This window comes from Allomuricauda sp. CP2A (assembly GCF_001683915.1).
Classification (GTDB): domain Bacteria; phylum Bacteroidota; class Bacteroidia; order Flavobacteriales; family Flavobacteriaceae; genus Flagellimonas.
This window is the reverse complement of record NZ_LXTT01000092.1, coordinates 1-17164: the sequence shown is the minus strand read 5'-3', so window position 1 is coordinate 17164 and position 17164 is coordinate 1. Positions and strand designations below refer to the sequence as shown.

At 43.3% G+C, this 17164-nt stretch carries 11 protein-coding genes; 5 read left to right on the top strand and 6 right to left on the bottom strand.

The window, feature by feature from the left end; all coding sequences use genetic code 11:
• From A7D14_RS11115 to A7D14_RS11105, 3 genes are all read right to left on the bottom strand, one after another.
• A partial coding sequence (locus A7D14_RS11115; protein WP_067034310.1) for an LD-carboxypeptidase occupies positions 1-1040 on the bottom strand: 1040 nt, incomplete at its 3' end.
• A gap of 82 nt (positions 1041-1122) precedes the next feature.
• Positions 1123-2427 (bottom strand): carboxypeptidase-like regulatory domain-containing protein, encoded by a 1305-nt coding sequence (locus A7D14_RS11110; protein WP_083158066.1) that lies wholly within the window; start codon positions 2425-2427, stop codon positions 1123-1125.
• 117 nt (positions 2428-2544) lie between these two features.
• A complete protein-coding gene (locus tag A7D14_RS11105; protein ID WP_067034304.1) occupies positions 2545-4998 on the bottom strand; it encodes a M14 family metallopeptidase in 2454 nt (817 codons plus the stop codon).
• A gap of 146 nt (positions 4999-5144) precedes the next feature.
• Between A7D14_RS11105 and bshC the strand changes: the two genes are divergently transcribed.
• Positions 5145-6746 carry a bacillithiol biosynthesis cysteine-adding enzyme BshC gene (gene bshC / locus A7D14_RS11100; protein WP_067034301.1) on the top strand — a complete coding sequence of 534 codons (1602 nt, stop codon included), beginning with the start codon at positions 5145-5147 and terminating at the stop codon, positions 6744-6746.
• Positions 6747-6990: 244 nt separating this feature from the next.
• Here bshC and A7D14_RS11095 read toward each other — a convergent pair whose 3' ends face one another.
• The 3 genes from A7D14_RS11095 to pgmB all read right to left on the bottom strand — a co-directional run bounded on the left by A7D14_RS11095 (position 6991) and on the right by pgmB (position 12082).
• Positions 6991-9264, bottom strand: a complete 2274-nt coding sequence (locus tag A7D14_RS11095) for a hypothetical protein (protein ID WP_141673357.1) — start codon at positions 9262-9264, stop codon at positions 6991-6993.
• A gap of 223 nt (positions 9265-9487) precedes the next feature.
• On the bottom strand, positions 9488-11332 hold the full coding sequence (locus tag A7D14_RS11090; RefSeq protein WP_067034295.1) for a tetratricopeptide repeat protein: 1845 nt from the start codon (positions 11330-11332) through the stop codon (positions 9488-9490).
• A gap of 90 nt (positions 11333-11422) precedes the next feature.
• Positions 11423-12082: a beta-phosphoglucomutase gene (pgmB, locus tag A7D14_RS11085; protein ID WP_067034293.1), complete on the bottom strand. Its 660-nt coding sequence runs from the start codon at positions 12080-12082 to the stop codon at positions 11423-11425.
• A 234-nt stretch (positions 12083-12316) separates the two neighbouring features.
• On the opposite strand from pgmB, the gene guaA reads away from it, so the two are divergent.
• Genes guaA through A7D14_RS11065 form a run of 4 tightly spaced genes read left to right on the top strand, consistent with a single transcriptional unit; the run spans position 12317 to position 16911 of the window.
• The gene (gene guaA, locus A7D14_RS11080; protein ID WP_067034291.1) at positions 12317-13849 is read left to right on the top strand and encodes a glutamine-hydrolyzing GMP synthase; all 1533 of its coding nucleotides are present in this window, start codon (positions 12317-12319) and stop codon (positions 13847-13849) included.
• Positions 13846-16011, top strand: coding sequence for a LysM peptidoglycan-binding domain-containing protein (locus A7D14_RS11075; protein WP_083158067.1), 2166 nt, complete (start codon positions 13846-13848; stop codon positions 16009-16011). The genes guaA and A7D14_RS11075 overlap by 4 nt, the downstream gene beginning before the upstream one ends.
• On the top strand, positions 15989-16393 hold the full coding sequence (locus tag A7D14_RS11070) for an OsmC family protein (RefSeq protein ID WP_067034284.1): 405 nt from the start codon (positions 15989-15991) through the stop codon (positions 16391-16393). Before A7D14_RS11075 ends, A7D14_RS11070 begins: the two co-directional genes overlap by 23 nt.
• Positions 16381-16911, top strand: coding sequence for a DUF922 domain-containing protein (locus A7D14_RS11065; protein WP_067034281.1), 531 nt, complete (start codon positions 16381-16383; stop codon positions 16909-16911). The genes A7D14_RS11070 and A7D14_RS11065 overlap by 13 nt, the downstream gene beginning before the upstream one ends.
• Positions 16912-17164: the final 253 nt, after the last annotated feature.

The following is a 17164-nucleotide window of genomic DNA, read 5'->3' as shown; positions in this document are numbered from 1 at the left end:
GCCTCCAGTAAACGAAGTTGCTTTTTGGTGGCGTTAAAATAGGCATTTACGCCGATGGGAAGGGTAAGGTTATGGGGCACATGCCCAAAGCTCATACCATACATTGCCGGAATGCCCAAAGGAGCGATCCTATCCCTGATGACCTCCATAAGGGTGAAATTGTCGCTTGTTTTTAATCGGTCACAACCCTTAAATACGCCAAGTATAATTCCTTTGGCCTTTGGGAGTGTTTCACTTCCAGTGAATTGTGTGAGCATACGGTCTATGCGATAGGGAGGTTCTTCCACCTCTTCCAAAAAGACCAATTTGTCCGTGAGGTCAATTTCGTAAGGGGTGCCCATCATGGCGGTTACCAAAGAAAGGTTGCCTCCCACCAGTTCTCCTTCACCCGTACCCGTGGTAATGGTGTATCTATGGTATTCACTATCCATATAATCTTCGGGGTCTGTTAAAATGACATTTTTCAGGGGCAGGGTTTCAGGGCCTTCCATTAAAATGCGCTTAAAATAAGTTTGACTGTATTCGTCATCCAATGTAATGCCCACCGGTCCATGGAAACACACGAGTCCGGTTTCTTTGTAAATGGTATTGATCAAAGCGGTAACATCGCTAAAACCAATAAGTGGTTTTGGATTTTGTTTGATGAGGTTGTAATCCAGCATATCCAGTATCCGGGTGCAACCATAACCACCGCGGGCACAAAGAATGGCATCCACTTCTGGATTGGTGAACATTTCCATGAGATCTCTTGCCCGTTCTTCATCTGTATTGCTGAAATACCCATCGTGGTCCAAAATGCGATGGGTATGATGGGTCTTAAACCCCATTTTTCCCAAAGTCTCCACAACAAGGTAGAATTGTTCAGGATCAATGGAATAGCCAGGGGCCACCAGACCAATGGTGCCGCCTTTTTCGAGTTTTTTAGGCTTTATTCGTGATTGAGTGGACTTGAGTGGAGCATTGCCCCAACCCGTTTGATGCAAAAGTGTTGTGGTCCCTAAAGCAGCAAGGGATTTTAAAAAGATTCTTCTTTTAGACATGTAATCGAGGTTGCATTAGTAAAGCCAAGGCTGAATAGCTATGGTAAAAATGCAAAAAAATAATGAACTATGCCTCCTGCCATTATTTGCTATTGCGCTGGGAACGGCGCAATTGTCTCTGAATTTTACGAATTGCGGACTCGATGGACTTTTCTGGTTCAATGATGTTGTACTCGCCCCAAAAGTCAGGATCAGAGAAACCAATGGCCTCATCACTTAGGATTATTGATTTTTTAACCCTTTCCCTGTTTCTGGGCAATTGTCCGTCCACATTTTTTTCCCAATCGGTAACCGCCATTTCAGCGGTCATACTGTATACGGAATTGAACAATTTATCCGCCCAATCCACTTTAAACTCCATCATCACGCTACTGTAGCCATAATACCATTTGCCCCCTTTTTCGCGATAATCCACCCGATAGGCCACTTCGGTGGGCCAAACATCCACACCCGATGGTTTTCTCCGTACAAAAAGTCGGGCGGCCATATCTCTATCTGTAATGTTGAGGTGATAGATGGCACTTGTCAACGTTTTATTTTCTACATCAATAAAGAGTTCGCCGGCATACAACGGCTCCAAAATGGTTTCCAATTGGTTGAATTTAATGACGTAGATCAAACGGTCATTGATTCGAGTGGAGCGATCAAAAGAAAAGGTGTAGTTATCAACGGAACCCTCGGCAAAAATGTACTCGGGATATTTCATGATGTCCACATATAGGGCGTTGAAAGGTCCTCCCTGAAGTTTTAGTGCAACGGTGTCCAACTTGCTGTAATCTGTACTCTTTCGAGCTTTGTAGAGTTCAACGGCGTCATTTCTAGCCGAATTGTACGGGGTTTTGTAAATGCTTACCACAGCTTCGGACAAGGATACATTTCTTCGTCGCTTTTTAATGGTTTCCCTGTAAAATGCGGTCATTAAGGTGTGGTCATCAAAATAGTTCTCCCCTTTTCTGGCCAAAGTTTCCTTCACAAGGGCCTTGGCATCCTTAGGGGCGTTGATATTGATTTCCGAAAGTTGTGTGACCGATACAAGAAGTCCAATCTTGTTGTCTTCAGGTTGAAATTGAAGTAAAGGAATGGTTTTGTTTTTGTACCCCAAGAATGAAACGATTACGTTACCATCCGTGATGTCTTTGGGAACTTTCAACAGAAAATCTCCCTCGGTATTGGTAATGGTACTGATATTGGTGCCCTCCACAGAAATTGTGGCAAAAACCAGAGGTTTGTCAGTGGATTCATCGACCACTTCCCCTCTGTATTGGTTAAAATCATTATCGTCCTGATTTTCTTGGAAAGCCCAAGAATGGGTGGGGCAGAGCAATAGTCCAACCAGCATCAAAAAAACAAATGCTATTTTTTGGTAAAAATGGGTCATCAAGCGCATATCCAAATAAATTATACCTATTCAATCTATTAAAGATACAAAATTTTGGACATCAAAATTCCCTCAATTTTCTTAAAATATTTAGGTTAAACAGTTTAAAATCAATAAAAAAGAAATCTAGTCTACCATAAACAGTGCGTTGGCGAAGAACAGTTTGCCATTTTCCCAAAAACCACGGAACAAAGGGTTGTCCACCATATAAACAACCTGGCCAGAACCAACGTTTTCCACGCCAAAAACAAGGGACTCCATTACTTTTTTCTGGGCTTCACTTCCTGCAAATCCGGAAAACGGTTTGGTGTTCTTCTCCAGATATACGGCATTGCCATTGCTCAGGTAGTTGTAGCTGGCGTTGCCCAGTTTTAAGGTAAAATAATCCGGGCCATAGCCGTAGGCCAAGGGGTGGGTATTGTCCACCTTGGTCTTGAAAATTGCACCGGTAATGGCGTCCTTGATTCGCTCTCTTTCTGAGTTTTTATGCGGACTTGGCACATTGGCAGAGGAATCATTTTCCATTTCCTTTTTCTGGATGCCAAAACCATTTTCACCATCAAGGGCATCAATGGCGTCGCCCATGGCAATGATTTTTCCGCCTTTTTGTACCCATTGTTGCAACTTCTTGAGTTGTTTTTCATTAAAATGATTGCCATAGCGTCCTCCAGGAAGAATCAAAATAGTGTAATCGTCCAAGTCCACTTGATCGGCATATGCGTCATCTATCACAGTAAGTGGATAGTGCAATTGTTGCTCAAAAAAGTGCCAAATTTCACCAAAGCGAAGGGTAGAGGTTGGGCCACCAGACAATACAGCGATTTTTGGTTTGGCTATCATTTTAATGGAGGAAGAGCCAAAATCCTTGCCCGAGTCCACAAAGCCTGTTTTGGAACCGGTTATGGTTTTTCCGTATTTCTCCGCAGTGGTTTTGAGCACACCCAGAAAATCTTCCCTGTATTGGTTGTCCCCCTTTGTAATGATCAAAGTGCCCCTATCAAACGATTGTCCTTCAAGAGAAAAGGGATGGTCCGCCTTGCGAACACGGATACCAGCCTTAAGCAATTCTGCAAGGAATTTGGCATCTTTCATACTGTTCCAATCTGTAATGTAAGCATAACTATCTGGAGTGATGGTACTACTGGGTTCTGTTTGATTAGTTTCTGGATTAGCCGAAACCAAAGCAGTGGAAGCAATGGCATCCAATCCGTACGCGTAGGGTAATGACCATGCGGTAATGTCATAAGTAAGGGAATCACTCAATTTAGCATTGGGCTCAAACAATACCTTTACCAGGGTGCCCTTGGTTTGGTTTGTGGAAACCACTAAACTGTTGTTGGTTGTGGACATGCTTCCATTTTTTCCGGTACCATAATTAAATCCTTTTACAGATCCGCTGGAAGGACTACCGTACTCTATTTTGTGTTTGTCCAAGAGCGATTTTAGGGCAGCAATTTTGTCCGTATCGCCATTCAGGACATAGCTTTTGTAGTTGAAATTCTGGTTTTTGTAGAATTTTTTGAACTCAGCATTCAATCGTTCCGCATTTTGTGAGGATACCTCAACCGTTGAAAGACCAGTGGTAAAATGATGGGCAATGCGATCTTTTAGGGTGAGCGTATCACCGATTCGGGTGATCACACCAAGTCCGGCACGGCCACTGCCTCCCTGTTCATAGGTCATGCCAATGGCCCCGTTGTAGGTGGGATAGGTGTCCCCATAGCTGGGGTAGAAAAGGTCAAAAACCTCTTTGGTAAAATAGAACCAGCCATTGGCATCAAAATATCTGGCATGGTTCCTCCCCAAAGTAACCTGAAAATCGCGCTGGAAATCTGTAATCACTTCGTGATACGGCTCAGCTGCTGGTGCAAAATAATAGGGATTGTCCACACCCTGCTCATGAAAATCAACATGCACGTGGGGCAGCCATTCGTTGTAAACTTTAAGACGTTGTTGACTTTCAACCTGGGTCAACCAGGCCCAATCACGGTTCAGGTCGAACATGTAATGATTGCTTCGTCCGCTCCACCAACCTTCATGGTGCTCCTTGCTGTTGGGGTCCACTTGGTATGGCGTATTTTTATATTGATTGTACCAATTGCTATAGCGATCCCGCCCATCAGGATTGATACAGGGGTCCATGATCACCACGGTATTTTCCAAATACAGGCTTTTAGCGGTCAAAAGTTCATAAATGGTTTTCATGGAAGCCTCGGTGCTCACACTTTCATTTCCGTGGACGTTATAGCTCAACCAAACAATGGCCTTGGAAGTGTTTCCACCTTCTTGGGTATCCTTTAAGTGTTCTTGGCGGATGTTTTCCAAATTGGAAATGTTTGCTGCGGAGGACACATAGGCCAAAATTAGGGGCCTACGCTCATTGGTTTTCCCATAAACGGTCAATTTTACCCTTTCCGGGGCCTCTTTGGCCAAATATTCATAATAATCAACAACTTCATGGTGGCGTGTAAATTGTGTACCGAGTTCATATCCCAAAAATTCAGAAGGGGACTTTAATTGCGCTGATGCTGAAACAAAAAAGGTGAAAATTCCAACGAAAGAGAGTAAAATTTTTGTCATGTATGAGGTGATTAATAGAACCAAATCTAACAATAAATTGATCTATTGTCATAATTTTTGTTGGAGAAGCCCAAAATGTAATTAACGTATTTTTAGGATGAGAAAAAAAGAAGAGGGTTATCTTTGACCACCTCATTGCAGTGTTAATGGAAGTAGATTGTATACCCTTTAAGGAAACAGGTTATTTTTCGAAGCTTATTTGTGATTATTTAGATCAACGTGAAGATCTGAAACCCTTTTATAACCGATTCCCCTCCCCCGAAAATTTTAAGGAACAAATCAAGGAAAAGAAGGCCAATTACCCAGGATCAAACCGAAAAATTTTGGTTGGGGCACTTAAAGACCAATACAGTGGGTTTGAGGTTTCAGAAGCCACCGAGGCCAACATTGCAGCCTTGGGGAATGAGAATACATTTACCATTGTAACGGGCCATCAATTGAATTTGTTCACCGGACCACTCTACTTTCTATACAAAATCGTTTCGACCATTAATTTGGCTAAGGAACTGAAAAACACCCACCCAGATTCTCATTTTGTGCCAGTGTATTGGATGGCCACGGAGGACCATGATTTTGATGAGATCAACTATTTTAATCTACACGGCAAAAAAATCCTTTGGAACCGTTCGGCTTCCGGTGCAGTTGGTGCATTGACCACCGATGGACTGGATGCTGTGTTCGAGATGTTGTCCGCAGAATTGGGCAATACCAGCAATGCGGAAGAACTCAAAAAGCTGTTCAAATCAGCTTATTTGGAACACACCACACTAACGGATGCCACCCGGTATTTGGCCAATGCTTTATTTGGGGAAGAAGGTTTGGTCATAGTTGATGGCGACGATGCAGCCTTAAAAAAGCTATTGATTCCTTATGCGGAGAAGGATATTTTTGAGCATGTCCCCTTTCAAAAAATATCAGGATCGATTGTAGAATTGTCCAAAGTTTCTTCAGAGTATTCCATTCAGGTGAACCCTAGGGAAATCAATTATTTCTATTTGAAGGATAGGCTTCGGGAACGCATCATAAAGAACCATGGCAAGTATCATGTGTTCAATACCGAAATAAATTTTACCGCTGAAGAACTCAGGACGGAATTGCATAATCACCCTGAGCGTTTTTCGCCCAATGTGGTGGCTCGCCCTTTGTATCAAGAGGTGATTTTGCCCAACCTCTGTTATATTGGAGGAGGAGGGGAGCTGGCCTATTGGTTGGAGCTGAGATCGTATTTTGGGAAGATGAATGTTACCTTTCCCATGCTTTTGTTGCGCAATTCGGCCTTGGTCATTACAGAAAAACAGGCCAAAAAGTTGGAAAAATTGGATTTGAAAGTACCCCATCTCTTTTTGAAGCAGCACAGTTTCATCAACAAAAAAATTCGCGACATCTCCAATATCGACATTGATTTTTCCCCACAAAAAAAGTTGTTGGAGGAGCAGTTCCAACACCTATACGATTTGGCCGAGCAGACCGACAAGAGCTTTTTGGGCGCGGTAAAGGCGCAGGAGGTAAAACAAAAAAAAGGTTTGGATGCCTTGGAAAAACGTTTGTTGAAAGCCCAGAAAAGAAAGCTCAAAGATCATGTCATTCGGATGACGGACATACAAAACGAGCTTTTCCCCAATAAATCACTGCAAGAAAGGCAGCTCAATTTTTCGGAACTCTATCTGGAAATGGGCAACACTTTAATCCCATCTTTGTTGGATTCCCTAGATCCGCTGAGTGGTAAATTCAATATTTTAAAATATTGATTTACAAATACTTATTGAGCTAAAGCTCATTTTATTTAAAAAATTTTGTAAATGGGGTAGGGTATTTTTTCCTACAATTGTTCCATAAGTGAAAATTGCTATGAAAATTTAAATTTGAGTTGGTTAACTCATATGTTTAGGTTGGTTTTGATTTTATTTGAAAGCCCCGGAGTGGTTCCCGGGGCTTTTGCTTTTTTATGGATTCCCGTTGCGTAATCAACTTGGTAATCCAATCAGGGGAGGATTATCTCCGTTTGGCATCTTCAACTAATTTATTGAGCGCATCATTGGGGTCGCAGCCATCCAATTCAGCTCGTGAAGCAGCAATCAAATCGTTTTTGTTGAAAATATCAAAGCTACCCACTTCTTTTTCCTCCCCATTGACGATAACAAAATGGGAGAACGCCTTCGTATCATGGTTGTACACAAATCCTGCACCACCAATGCCGTTGGTCAATTCCTCAACACAGGCCTCCACGTTATCCTTTAAACTCTCCAATTCTTCAATGGTGGGCAATTGGCCCACAATATCCTGTGCTTCAATCCGGATGCCATCAACCTCTTCAATATATTTAACATTATCGGCCGCTTCAAGAAGTTGCGCTTTTTGACCACTGGTGAGAACGGTTTCATTAATGGTTATGCTCCTTGTTGCAGTCAACTTCCATAAATCACCGCAACCAAAGGTCTTGTGTCCATGGATAATGGTTACCGTAAATGTTCTATTTATCCGGTCCAAACTGGCCAAATCCCGAAGTGCTGCTTCCAGTTCGGTTCGGGTAGTGGCATTGTCGTTTGTTTCGTTTACCGCATTTCGTAATCGGGTCAAAGCATTTCTGTGCCCTCGTACAATGGCATCAATTTGTCCGGAAAGATTGTCACTGCAAAGAATACGGTTGTTGTCGCTCAAATAGGAATTGATGGTACTCCTTCCCGAGGCCAAGCCAGCGGCTACTGCGTCATCAATGGCATCTTGGGCTTCGTCAATGATGCCCGGCAACGCAGCCCTCAATCCTCTGAGACTGAGTTCCAGTTCGTACTGGTCCTCTGCATCTTGAAGATCTTGAAGTGCTTGTTCGGTAGTTTCAATGGCAGTATCAATCTGTTCGGTTACCGTTTCGGAAATACCATCTGTAAAATTATCCGGGGTTGTGGCGATGCACTTGGTTTCACTTTCGGTGAAAACTGCTGAAGCTCCCCAAACATCATCACCCGAAACCACCTGGCCTTCCATGGTAAACGCTTGTGGAGTAGCCCGAATCGAACCTTCCAAACCTTGGTCGCCCGTTGGCATTTGAAGTTCAAAGGAACCCGACATTCCAATGTCAAAATTACCAGTTTGCTCCACAAATCCATAGGCGTTGAGGTCTCCATCGGGCATAAGGGGAATAAAAGTGGGCCACCATGATAAGTCTGGGTCAACCAAACCGTTGATAAAGGCCTTGGCGATCACCCCATCGTTGGTGGAGGCTTCTGCAACCACGGCCGCACTACCTGAACCAATGGGAAAACCAAAGGAAACAAAGGAGGTTATTTCTAGGGATAGGTCAAGTTGTCCATTGATACCTGAACGATAATTTACACCAAAATCGGATTCCATGGGTTCATCAAAATTCAGATCGGCACTGAACCCCCTATTTTGGTAGTACATCCCTGAAGCTTCCAATATTTTGAAAAAGGAAACAGTTCCCCCGGTAACTTGATTCGCCTGAAATGAAACCACATTCCCATCAACGGGATTGGTGGGCATATAAAAGAAATTGGACCCAAACGACCCGCCAAAGCTCACGCTTGCCAGTTTATTGTGGCTAGAGTCCCCATCGTTTCCGCCATTGTCATCCCCACCTTCATCTCCACCACCAAGAGCATCACCTCCCAGTGAAAAGAAGAACATGGGATCGGTATAATCCGCAATAAAGGTGATATGCCCCCCCACGGGAGCCTCAATGGAAAGGGGTTTATGGGCATCCGGGTCATCGTTGACGCCTAATTTTAATTCCAACCCAGCAGCGATGGCAAATACAAAATAAGAGCGCTCATCTACCAGTTGTATTTCAAAATCCCTGTTCTCATTCAAAAACTTGCCCGTAAAGAATCCAATATCGGCTTGGACGGGTGTTTCAAATTCAAAGTAGTTGGTAGGAGCGGGAATTTCCGTGGTGCCGCTCATACTTTTTAGTGTGCCATCATCATTAAATTGCACATCCAAATCCGCTTCGGCAAAGACTACGGGCTCACCGGAATCAGTGTTCATGGTGAGTGAACCCTCAACAAGATAACCGTCTTCTGTTTCGGTAACATCTCCTTCCGGTTCAAGGTCTTCTTCGGTGATTCCTGAAGGTTCGGTTGGATTTTCATCATCACATTGGTTGGGGCATTGTTCGGGGTTGCCGCAGGGGTTTTCTTCACATGGGTCGGCTCCAATAGGCTCAATGTTCTCCCCTTTACTACAGGAAATGGCCAAGGCCAACATTAGTAGTAGGGCAATTCCATGGAATGGTTTACGCATTGCTTTCATGATTTTTAGTTTTGTGGTTAAACTTGATTGTTGTTTTGTGTGACTCGCCCGGTAACGGTCTGCAGCCCTTAGCCGAGCAAGACCACAAAACATTTGTCAAATTCATGACATAACAAACCTAAATCGCTGATTATGAGCAATGAAATATTGAGGGTGGACATTGGGTGGACACGTCTAAAATTATTGAGGGACAAAAGGTAGACGCCCAGGTCAGGGCTTATTTTTAAAGGGATAGGACCAAATCCTGTAACGAATCTTCAGTGGCAATGTCCAGCTTCTTCCGAAGCCGATAACGTGCTTTTTTGATGCCTTCAGAAGAAATATTGAGAATGTTGGCAATCTCTTTTGAAGACAAATTCATCTTTAAAAGTGCCAAAAGACGAAGCTCATTGGAGGTAACTTGGGGGTATCTGGACTTTACATTACTATTGAAATCTTTGTGCACTTCTTCAAAATAGCGCGAAAAATTTTCCCAATTATTATCGTCTTGTAGATCAAAATTAATGGTGCGAATCAATTGTTGGTATCCTTTTTTGGACTCCTCAGTTTGTTTGAGTTCCTCGGCCTTTTGTTTGAGCCCTTCCAAAACTTCGTTCTTTTTGGCGAGATGCAGCGCATGGGTGGTCAATTCTTTCTTTTTGAAGGTCAGTTCCGCATCAAGCTTTTCCCTTTCTGCCTTGTTTCGTTTTAATTTTTGACGGATACCATAAAATCCAAATCCAAAAACCAATACCGATAATCCTAGCCCGCCCCCCAAAAGCATTTTCTGAAGACGGCTTACTTTAGCTTCTTGCTCCAGCAATGCAATTTGTTGTTCTTTTTTTTCGGTCTCATAAATGGTGCGCAGTTCTTCAATTTGTTGGGACTTCGCCGTATTGAAGATTGAATCGTTAAGGCTTATGAACTGTTTTTTATCTTCCAATGCTTCCTGGAATTGTCCACTTTTCTCAAAGGCAAGTGACCTTCCTTCGTACCCGTCCTTGAGTTCGGCCAAACTTTGTATGGAATCTGCCAGATGAATAGCTTTTGTATGATTTTCTATCGCTTTTGATGTTTGATTCTGCTCCAGAAACAAGCTTCCCAACTCGTTGTAAGAACTTACATTGTTATTGGCCGTTGTTTTGCCCAGAGCTATGCTTTTGTTGAGAAACTCTTCAGCTAGATCAAGGTTCCCCTTTTTCCTGTTGGCCAATCCCAAATTGTGGTAACAGATAGCTTCAAACCCTTTTCTGCCAGAAGAAATGGCGATTTCCAGACTTTTATTGAAATGCTCAATGCCTTTGTCAATATCATCTAGACCTAAATACGCATAACCAATTTCGGTATGGGTGATGCATTGCCAAAGCGGATTTCCTTGTTCCTCAAAAATTTTCAGGCCCTCCAAGAGAGGTTCAAGGGCGGCCCCATCGTTACCCCGAAGACTTTCTATTCTACCGACCCCTACCAACATGTCGGCACGTTTTTCTGGATAGGATTTGTTAAGGGAGTCCAACCCGCGGAGTCCGTTCAACATAAATTTTACTGCAATTTCATAGCTTCCCTTGTCCATATAAATGGTGGCAATTTCCCTATTGGTTTCGGCCATACGGATACCGCTTTTCATGTGCTGTGCGGTTTTCATTACCTTTTCATACAATTCCAGGGATTTGGCAAAATTGCCTTGCAATTGTTCAATCTTGGCCAATCCATTAAAAGTTTTGAACGTTCCTTCTTTATCATCAAGATTTTCCCAAATGGATGCTGCGCGTTCAAAATAGTGGCGGGCCGAATCAAAGGCATAAATACGGCGGTAGTAGTTGCCATAATTGAAAAGGGCATCACCCTCACCTTTTTTATAGTTGAAGCTTTTGGAGAGTTCTAGTTGTTCCTTAACGTAGGGAAGAACATCTTCAGGTTTTCTTAGGTGAAATATTCCATAGTAGAGTTGGTCCAGTGTTTCAATTTTTTCGATTCCGTCCTGTTGATTCTCATACACTTTTAAAAGGCTATCGAGTCTCTTCTCTTTTTGAGCTTGAAGAACAAGGCAATGGAAAAGCAAGTAGATTGAAACAAGAAATCGGGTCTTCATCGAGGTTGAATTACTTCATAAAAATAGACATTTTGCCCCAACTTTTTGGAAAAGAGCGGTTTGGGTCGATGAATGGGAATGGAAACTTTTTTAGAACAACTCCTTAAAATGTGACTTTACCTCAAACAAAGTGGCCTCTTTCATGGTGTCAAATCGAATATCGGCATGACCCACACGCTCCTCAGGGCCAATCCCAACACTGTGGAAACCTCCCGCCTTAGCGGCATCAATGCCTTTTTCAGCATCTTCAAAAACGATGCAATTGGTAGGGGGGAGTTGTAACTTTTCGGCGGCATACAGGAAAATATCCGGCGCAGGTTTGCTTTTGGTTACACTGTTTCCATCTCCAATCACATCAAAATAGCCCATGGCATTGAGCTGTTTCAATACCTTCTCGGCATTTTTACTGGCACTTCCCAAAGCCACGCTGAACCCTTCGGTTCTAAGGTGGGTCAACAATTCACGGGCTCCCGGAAGGTAATCCTCTGGCGTCACCTTGTCCAAACTGGCCACATAGAGGTCATTTTTTTTGGTGGCCAAGTCCACAATGGTGTTCTCATCCAGAGTAACCTTGTTGTGTTCCATGATAACCTTGATGGAATCCATTCGGGAAATCCCCCGCAGTTTTTCATTGACCTCACGGTCAAAATCCCAACCCATTTCATCGGCCAATGCCTTCCAAGCCTCATAGTGCAGTTCGGCGGTATCTGTAATTACGCCATCCAAATCGAAGATAAACCCCTTGATCATGGTTTAGTGTTTATGAACCGCAAAGAAATAACGAAAAGTGTTAAGAAAAAAACTACATAACGTTATATTCGCTGAAATGAAATCTGTTCATGTTATAGGTGAGCCATGCATTCCTATAGGTTGAGCTGGGAAAAATTATTGCGATAAGCTATACAAAATAAGCTGTTTACAAAGTTGTCATAAATATCCCTTAAAAGATACTTTTTCAGAAAAACCAAATTGCTATTTTTGCCCATGCAGAACAACGTACTCATCCTGGATTTTGGTTCCCAGTACACTCAGTTGATCGCAAGGCGCGTTAGGGAACTCAACATTTACTCTGAAATAAAACCGTACAACAAGCTACCCGAGGACCTTTCGGACTTCAAGGCCGTGATTCTTTCAGGGTCTCCGTCTTCGGTAAGGGGGGATAGTGCCCCGCATCCCGACTTGTCTGGGATCAAAGGGAAAAAGCCATTGTTGGGCATTTGTTATGGGGCCCAATACCTGTCCCACTTCAATGGAGGCAGTGTGGCACCATCGGCAACACGGGAATACGGAAGGGCCAATCTATCTTATGTAAAGGATGGAGAGGAATTTTTAAAAGGATTGGGAGAGGGCAGCCAAGTTTGGATGAGCCATAGTGATACCATAAAGGAGCTGCCCACAGGCGGAATCCGGTTGGCCAGTACCCACGATGTTGAAAATGCAGCATTTAAAATTGATGGTGAGACCACTTTCGGCATTCAATTCCACCCCGAAGTGTACCACACAACCGATGGGAAAAAACTGTTGGAAAACTTTTTGGTGAAGATTGCCGGATTAAAACAAGACTGGACTCCCGATGCCTTTGTGGAGACCACAGTGGATGAACTCAGGGAACAAATTGGGGATGACAAGGTAATTCTCGGGCTTTCCGGAGGTGTGGATTCCAGTGTGGCGGCCATGTTGTTGCACAAGGCCATTGGAAAACACCTGCACTGTATTTTTGTGAACAATGGCCTGCTCCGTAAAAATGAGTTTGAAAGTGTGTTGGACCAATACAAGCACATGGGACTCAATGTAAAGGGAGTGGATGCTTCGGCACGTTTTTTGGATGCACTGAAGGGAGAATCGGACCCCGAAAAGAAACGAAAGATCATCGGCGGCGTCTTTATTGATGTTTTTGATGACGAGGCCCATAAAGTGGAAAATGCAAAATGGTTGGCCCAAGGCACCATTTATCCAGATAGGATTGAATCGGTTTCAGCCAGTGGAGGACCATCAGCGGTGATCAAAAGTCACCATAACGTCGGCGGATTGCCCGACTATATGAAATTGAAGATAGTGGAACCCTTGAAAATGCTGTTCAAGGATGAGGTGCGAAGGGTTGGTGCCAGCATGGGCATGTCGGAATCCATTTTGGGACGGCACCCTTTTCCCGGACCTGGCTTGGGAATCCGTATCTTAGGGGATATCACCGCCGAAAAAGTGGCCATTTTACAAGAAGTGGATGCCATTTTTATCGATGGATTGAAAAAATGGGGACTTTATGATAAGGTTTGGCAGGCCGGAGCCATGCTTTTGCCCGTAGATAGTGTTGGGGTCATGGGTGATGAACGGACGTATGAGAAATGTGTGGCCTTACGAGCGGTTGAAAGTACGGATGGAATGACTGCGGATTGGGTAAATCTGCCATATGAATTTCTACAAAAGACCTCCAATGATATAATAAATAAGGTCAAAGGCGTTAATAGAGTAGTGTACGACATTAGCTCAAAGCCACCTGCAACTATAGAATGGGAATGAAAAAATATATTTTACAACTGGGTTTAGTGGTTCTTTTCCTGGCCACAATTTCGGTTTCTGCACAGGATAAGTATGCCACACATGCTGTAAAGGAAGGGGAGACCCTACAGAGTATTTCTCAAAAATACAGGGTTACACCCTATAGTATCCTCCAGGCCAATAAGGAAATTAAGAGTGCTTCCGATGTAAAGGAGAACACCATTCTTATTATCCCTTTGAGTGGAGGAGTTGTTGAAAACAAAACAGAGACCCAAGATGAAGAACAAATAAAACCTATTCGGTTTATACGGCATCGAGTGAAAAGAAGGGAAACCCTGTTTGGACTCACCCAGAAATATAACATTACCGAGGACCAGCTTAAGCGGTACAATACAGAACTGTATTCCCAAACACTGGAGCGAAGAATGGTACTTCAAATTCCGGTCTTTCCCGAAGTGGACCCCAATGAAGAAAAAGAGCTGGATTTTGAGACCTACACCGTCCAATCCAAAGAAACCCGATGGAGCATAGCCCATAAATATGGTATTACGGTGGACAGTTTGGTGGCCCTTAACCCCGATTTGAGCAAAACGTCCAATTACCTTGCGGCTGGGCACGAATTAAAATTACCCAGACCTAAAGGTGATAGTCTTAAAGAGCAAAAAGTAGAGCTTTTTACCTCCTACACCGTTCCATCAAAAATGACCTTGTACAGTTTGGGCAGGGAGTATGGTATCCCTTCCGATTCCATTGTAAAGTTGAATCCTGAGATTATGGAAAAAGGTGGGCTGAAAGAAGGTATGGTCATCCGTCTTCCCAAAAAACGGGATAAATCAGGGGTAGTAAATACCGAAAACTACATCTTTTACGAAGTGAAACCCAAACAAAATATTTTTAGGCTTACCCAAAACCTTAAAATAACCCGTGATGAATTGTTCCGCTTGAACCCTGCATTGGAAAATGGCCTCAAGGCCGGAATGGTGCTAAAGTTACCAAAGGCAAAAGCCGAGGGACTTCAGGTAAAGAATGCTTTGGTTCTGGACAAGATCAATCTGATTGACAGTGTCAATGTGGAGAACAAGCCCAAGGTGGTGTTTATGTTGCCATTTCGGTTGGACCGAATTGATATGAACAACAAGGAAAAAACTGAAAGTCAGATAAAGACCAGAAGGGATTTGGCCTTAAGCCTTGGATTTTATTCAGGTGCCTTGGTGGCCTTGGATTCCATCAAAAAGTTGGGTGTTTCGGTCAACGTAAAAACCTATGACACCGAGTTGAGTCAGGCCAAAGTGAAGGAAATCCTTTTCAGGGAAAACCTGCAAGGGGTCAATGCCATTATTGGTCCTGTGGCCTCTGGCGCTTTGAACGAGGTAGCAGTTCAAGCGGCATCAAAAAATATTCCTGTGATCGCTCCTATTTCTTCGGATAGTCAATTTGGGCATTCCAATGTGTTCTTTTCGGTACCCCGTGAAGAGGTGCTTCGGGACAAGATGCTTTCCTATATGGAGAAGATCTATACCGATGAAAATGTAATCATCATTGCCGATTCCACCCATCAGGTGGCACACGATTCCATTTTGAGCAAGTTTCCAGCTGCGCAGATTGCCAAGGTCATCGATAATAAATCCTTGCATTTGGATGAATTTATGATCCAACTTTCCGAAGACAAGGAAAACTGGGTGTTCTTGGAAACCGACCAACCCAATATGGTGGCTAGTGTTACATCCATATTGAATTCCGCCAACACCGCCAGCCTTACTTCTGAAGAAGAGACCCGTATTAAGGTTCGTATGTTCACGACAAGCTACAACAGTGCCTTTGAAGATGATGCTGTTTCCAGTACGCACCTATCCAACTTAAAATTCGCCTATCCCTCTTTGTACAGAGAAGCGGGGAATGATTCTTTTGTAAAGGCATACCAAAAAAGATTCAACGGATTAAAGCCCGATCGCTATGCGGTACGCGGATTTGATGTCACCTTTGATGTATTGCTGAAACTGGCACACAAGAACAATCTATTTGAGACCTCCAAGATCATTGGCCTCACCGAATATACAGGGAACAGTTTTGATTACTTCAACAACTGGACCTTGGGCTATTTCAACAGGGCATGCTACATTATGGAGTATGATAATTTGGAAATTAAAGAAGTAAAATTGGATGACCTCAAAAGTAACCTATAACGGGGATCTGCGCACCACTTGTGTGCACATCCGTTCTGGAAATGAGTACATTACCGATGCCCCAATCGACAATAATGGCAAAGGCGAAGCCTTTTCGCCCACCGATACCGTTGCTACGGGATTGGCCAACTGCATGATGACCATGATGGGCATTAAGGCCCGTGACCTTGATGTGGATTTAACAGGTTCCACTGCCGAAGTGACCAAGCACATGGCCGCCAATCCAAGGCGTATTTCCAAAATTGAGGTAAAACTGGAACTTCCTGCGAGCGTTTCAGAAAAGAACAGAAAAATCTTGGTGCATACGGCCAATACATGCCCAGTGCATTACAGTTTGCACCCGGATATTGAAAGAGTAATCGATTTTCATTGGATAAAATAATTGCCATAGGATGTTTGGTATTTCTTGGTTTTTTGGGCTTTGGACAGGAAATCGAGGAAGGTGTACTATGGAATCCCAACATTCGGCTTACTTGGGCCGATTTTAATGGAAAAGTACCCCCTGCAGCTGTTCCCGCGGCCACAACCGCCAGTGGCATCAGTTATACCTATTCTGCCAATTTATTGCACCACGAGGTTCATCTGGATTATGAAGTAAATGCCTATTTTTATCCCAATGAGTCTTGGTACAAACCTGAGGTGTGCGATGAGAATACCCTGAGCCACGAACAGCTTCATTTTGATATCTCTGAACTCTTTGCCCGAAAAATGCGGGACCGATTGGAACGCACCTCTTTTTCAGATGATGTAAAGGCTGAAATCCGAAAGATTTACAAAGAAATATTGGAAGAGCTCAAGGACTTCCAGGACCAATACGATTGGGAAACCAATTTTTCCCGAAACAGGGAAAAGCAATTGGAGTGGAACCAAAAAATTGCAAAGGCACTTCAGGCGAATTGATAAAAGGTAATTTTTGTGCCCATACGTATTTCAGACCAAAAGAATCTAATAATGTCTGTTCGAGTGATTTTGAGGTACGAAAAATTGCCTGCCTGCCGGCAAAGGCAGGTATCGAGAACTAACCTCCAACTCGAAAATTTCTATTCTCGATACAGATTTTGCTCATTTCAATCGCACAATCCACTCGAATTGACAAAATTTTCTCAAATGTAGAATTAGTAATTTTTGTACTATTTAAAATAAACAGTCTTCT

Excerpts from the sequence above, each read along its gene's own strand:
- pgmB (WP_067034293.1), bottom strand. The coding sequence starts at position 12,082 with ATGATCAAGGGGTTTATCTTCGATTTGGATGGCGTAATTACAGATACC.
- A7D14_RS11110 (WP_083158066.1), bottom strand. The coding sequence starts at position 2,427 with ATGCGCTTGATGACCCATTTTTACCAAAAAATAGCATTTGTTTTTTTG.
- A7D14_RS11090 (WP_067034295.1), bottom strand. The coding sequence starts at position 11,332 with ATGAAGACCCGATTTCTTGTTTCAATCTACTTGCTTTTCCATTGCCTT.
- A7D14_RS11105 (WP_067034304.1), bottom strand. The coding sequence starts at position 4,998 with ATGACAAAAATTTTACTCTCTTTCGTTGGAATTTTCACCTTTTTTGTT.
- A7D14_RS11095 (WP_141673357.1), bottom strand. The coding sequence starts at position 9,264 with ATGAAAGCAATGCGTAAACCATTCCATGGAATTGCCCTACTACTAATG.
- bshC (WP_067034301.1), top strand. The coding sequence starts at position 5,145 with ATGGAAGTAGATTGTATACCCTTTAAGGAAACAGGTTATTTTTCGAAG.
- A7D14_RS11075 (WP_083158067.1), top strand. The coding sequence starts at position 13,846 with ATGAAAAAATATATTTTACAACTGGGTTTAGTGGTTCTTTTCCTGGCC.
- guaA (WP_067034291.1), top strand. The coding sequence starts at position 12,317 with ATGCAGAACAACGTACTCATCCTGGATTTTGGTTCCCAGTACACTCAG.
- A7D14_RS11070 (WP_067034284.1), top strand. The coding sequence starts at position 15,989 with ATGACCTCAAAAGTAACCTATAACGGGGATCTGCGCACCACTTGTGTG.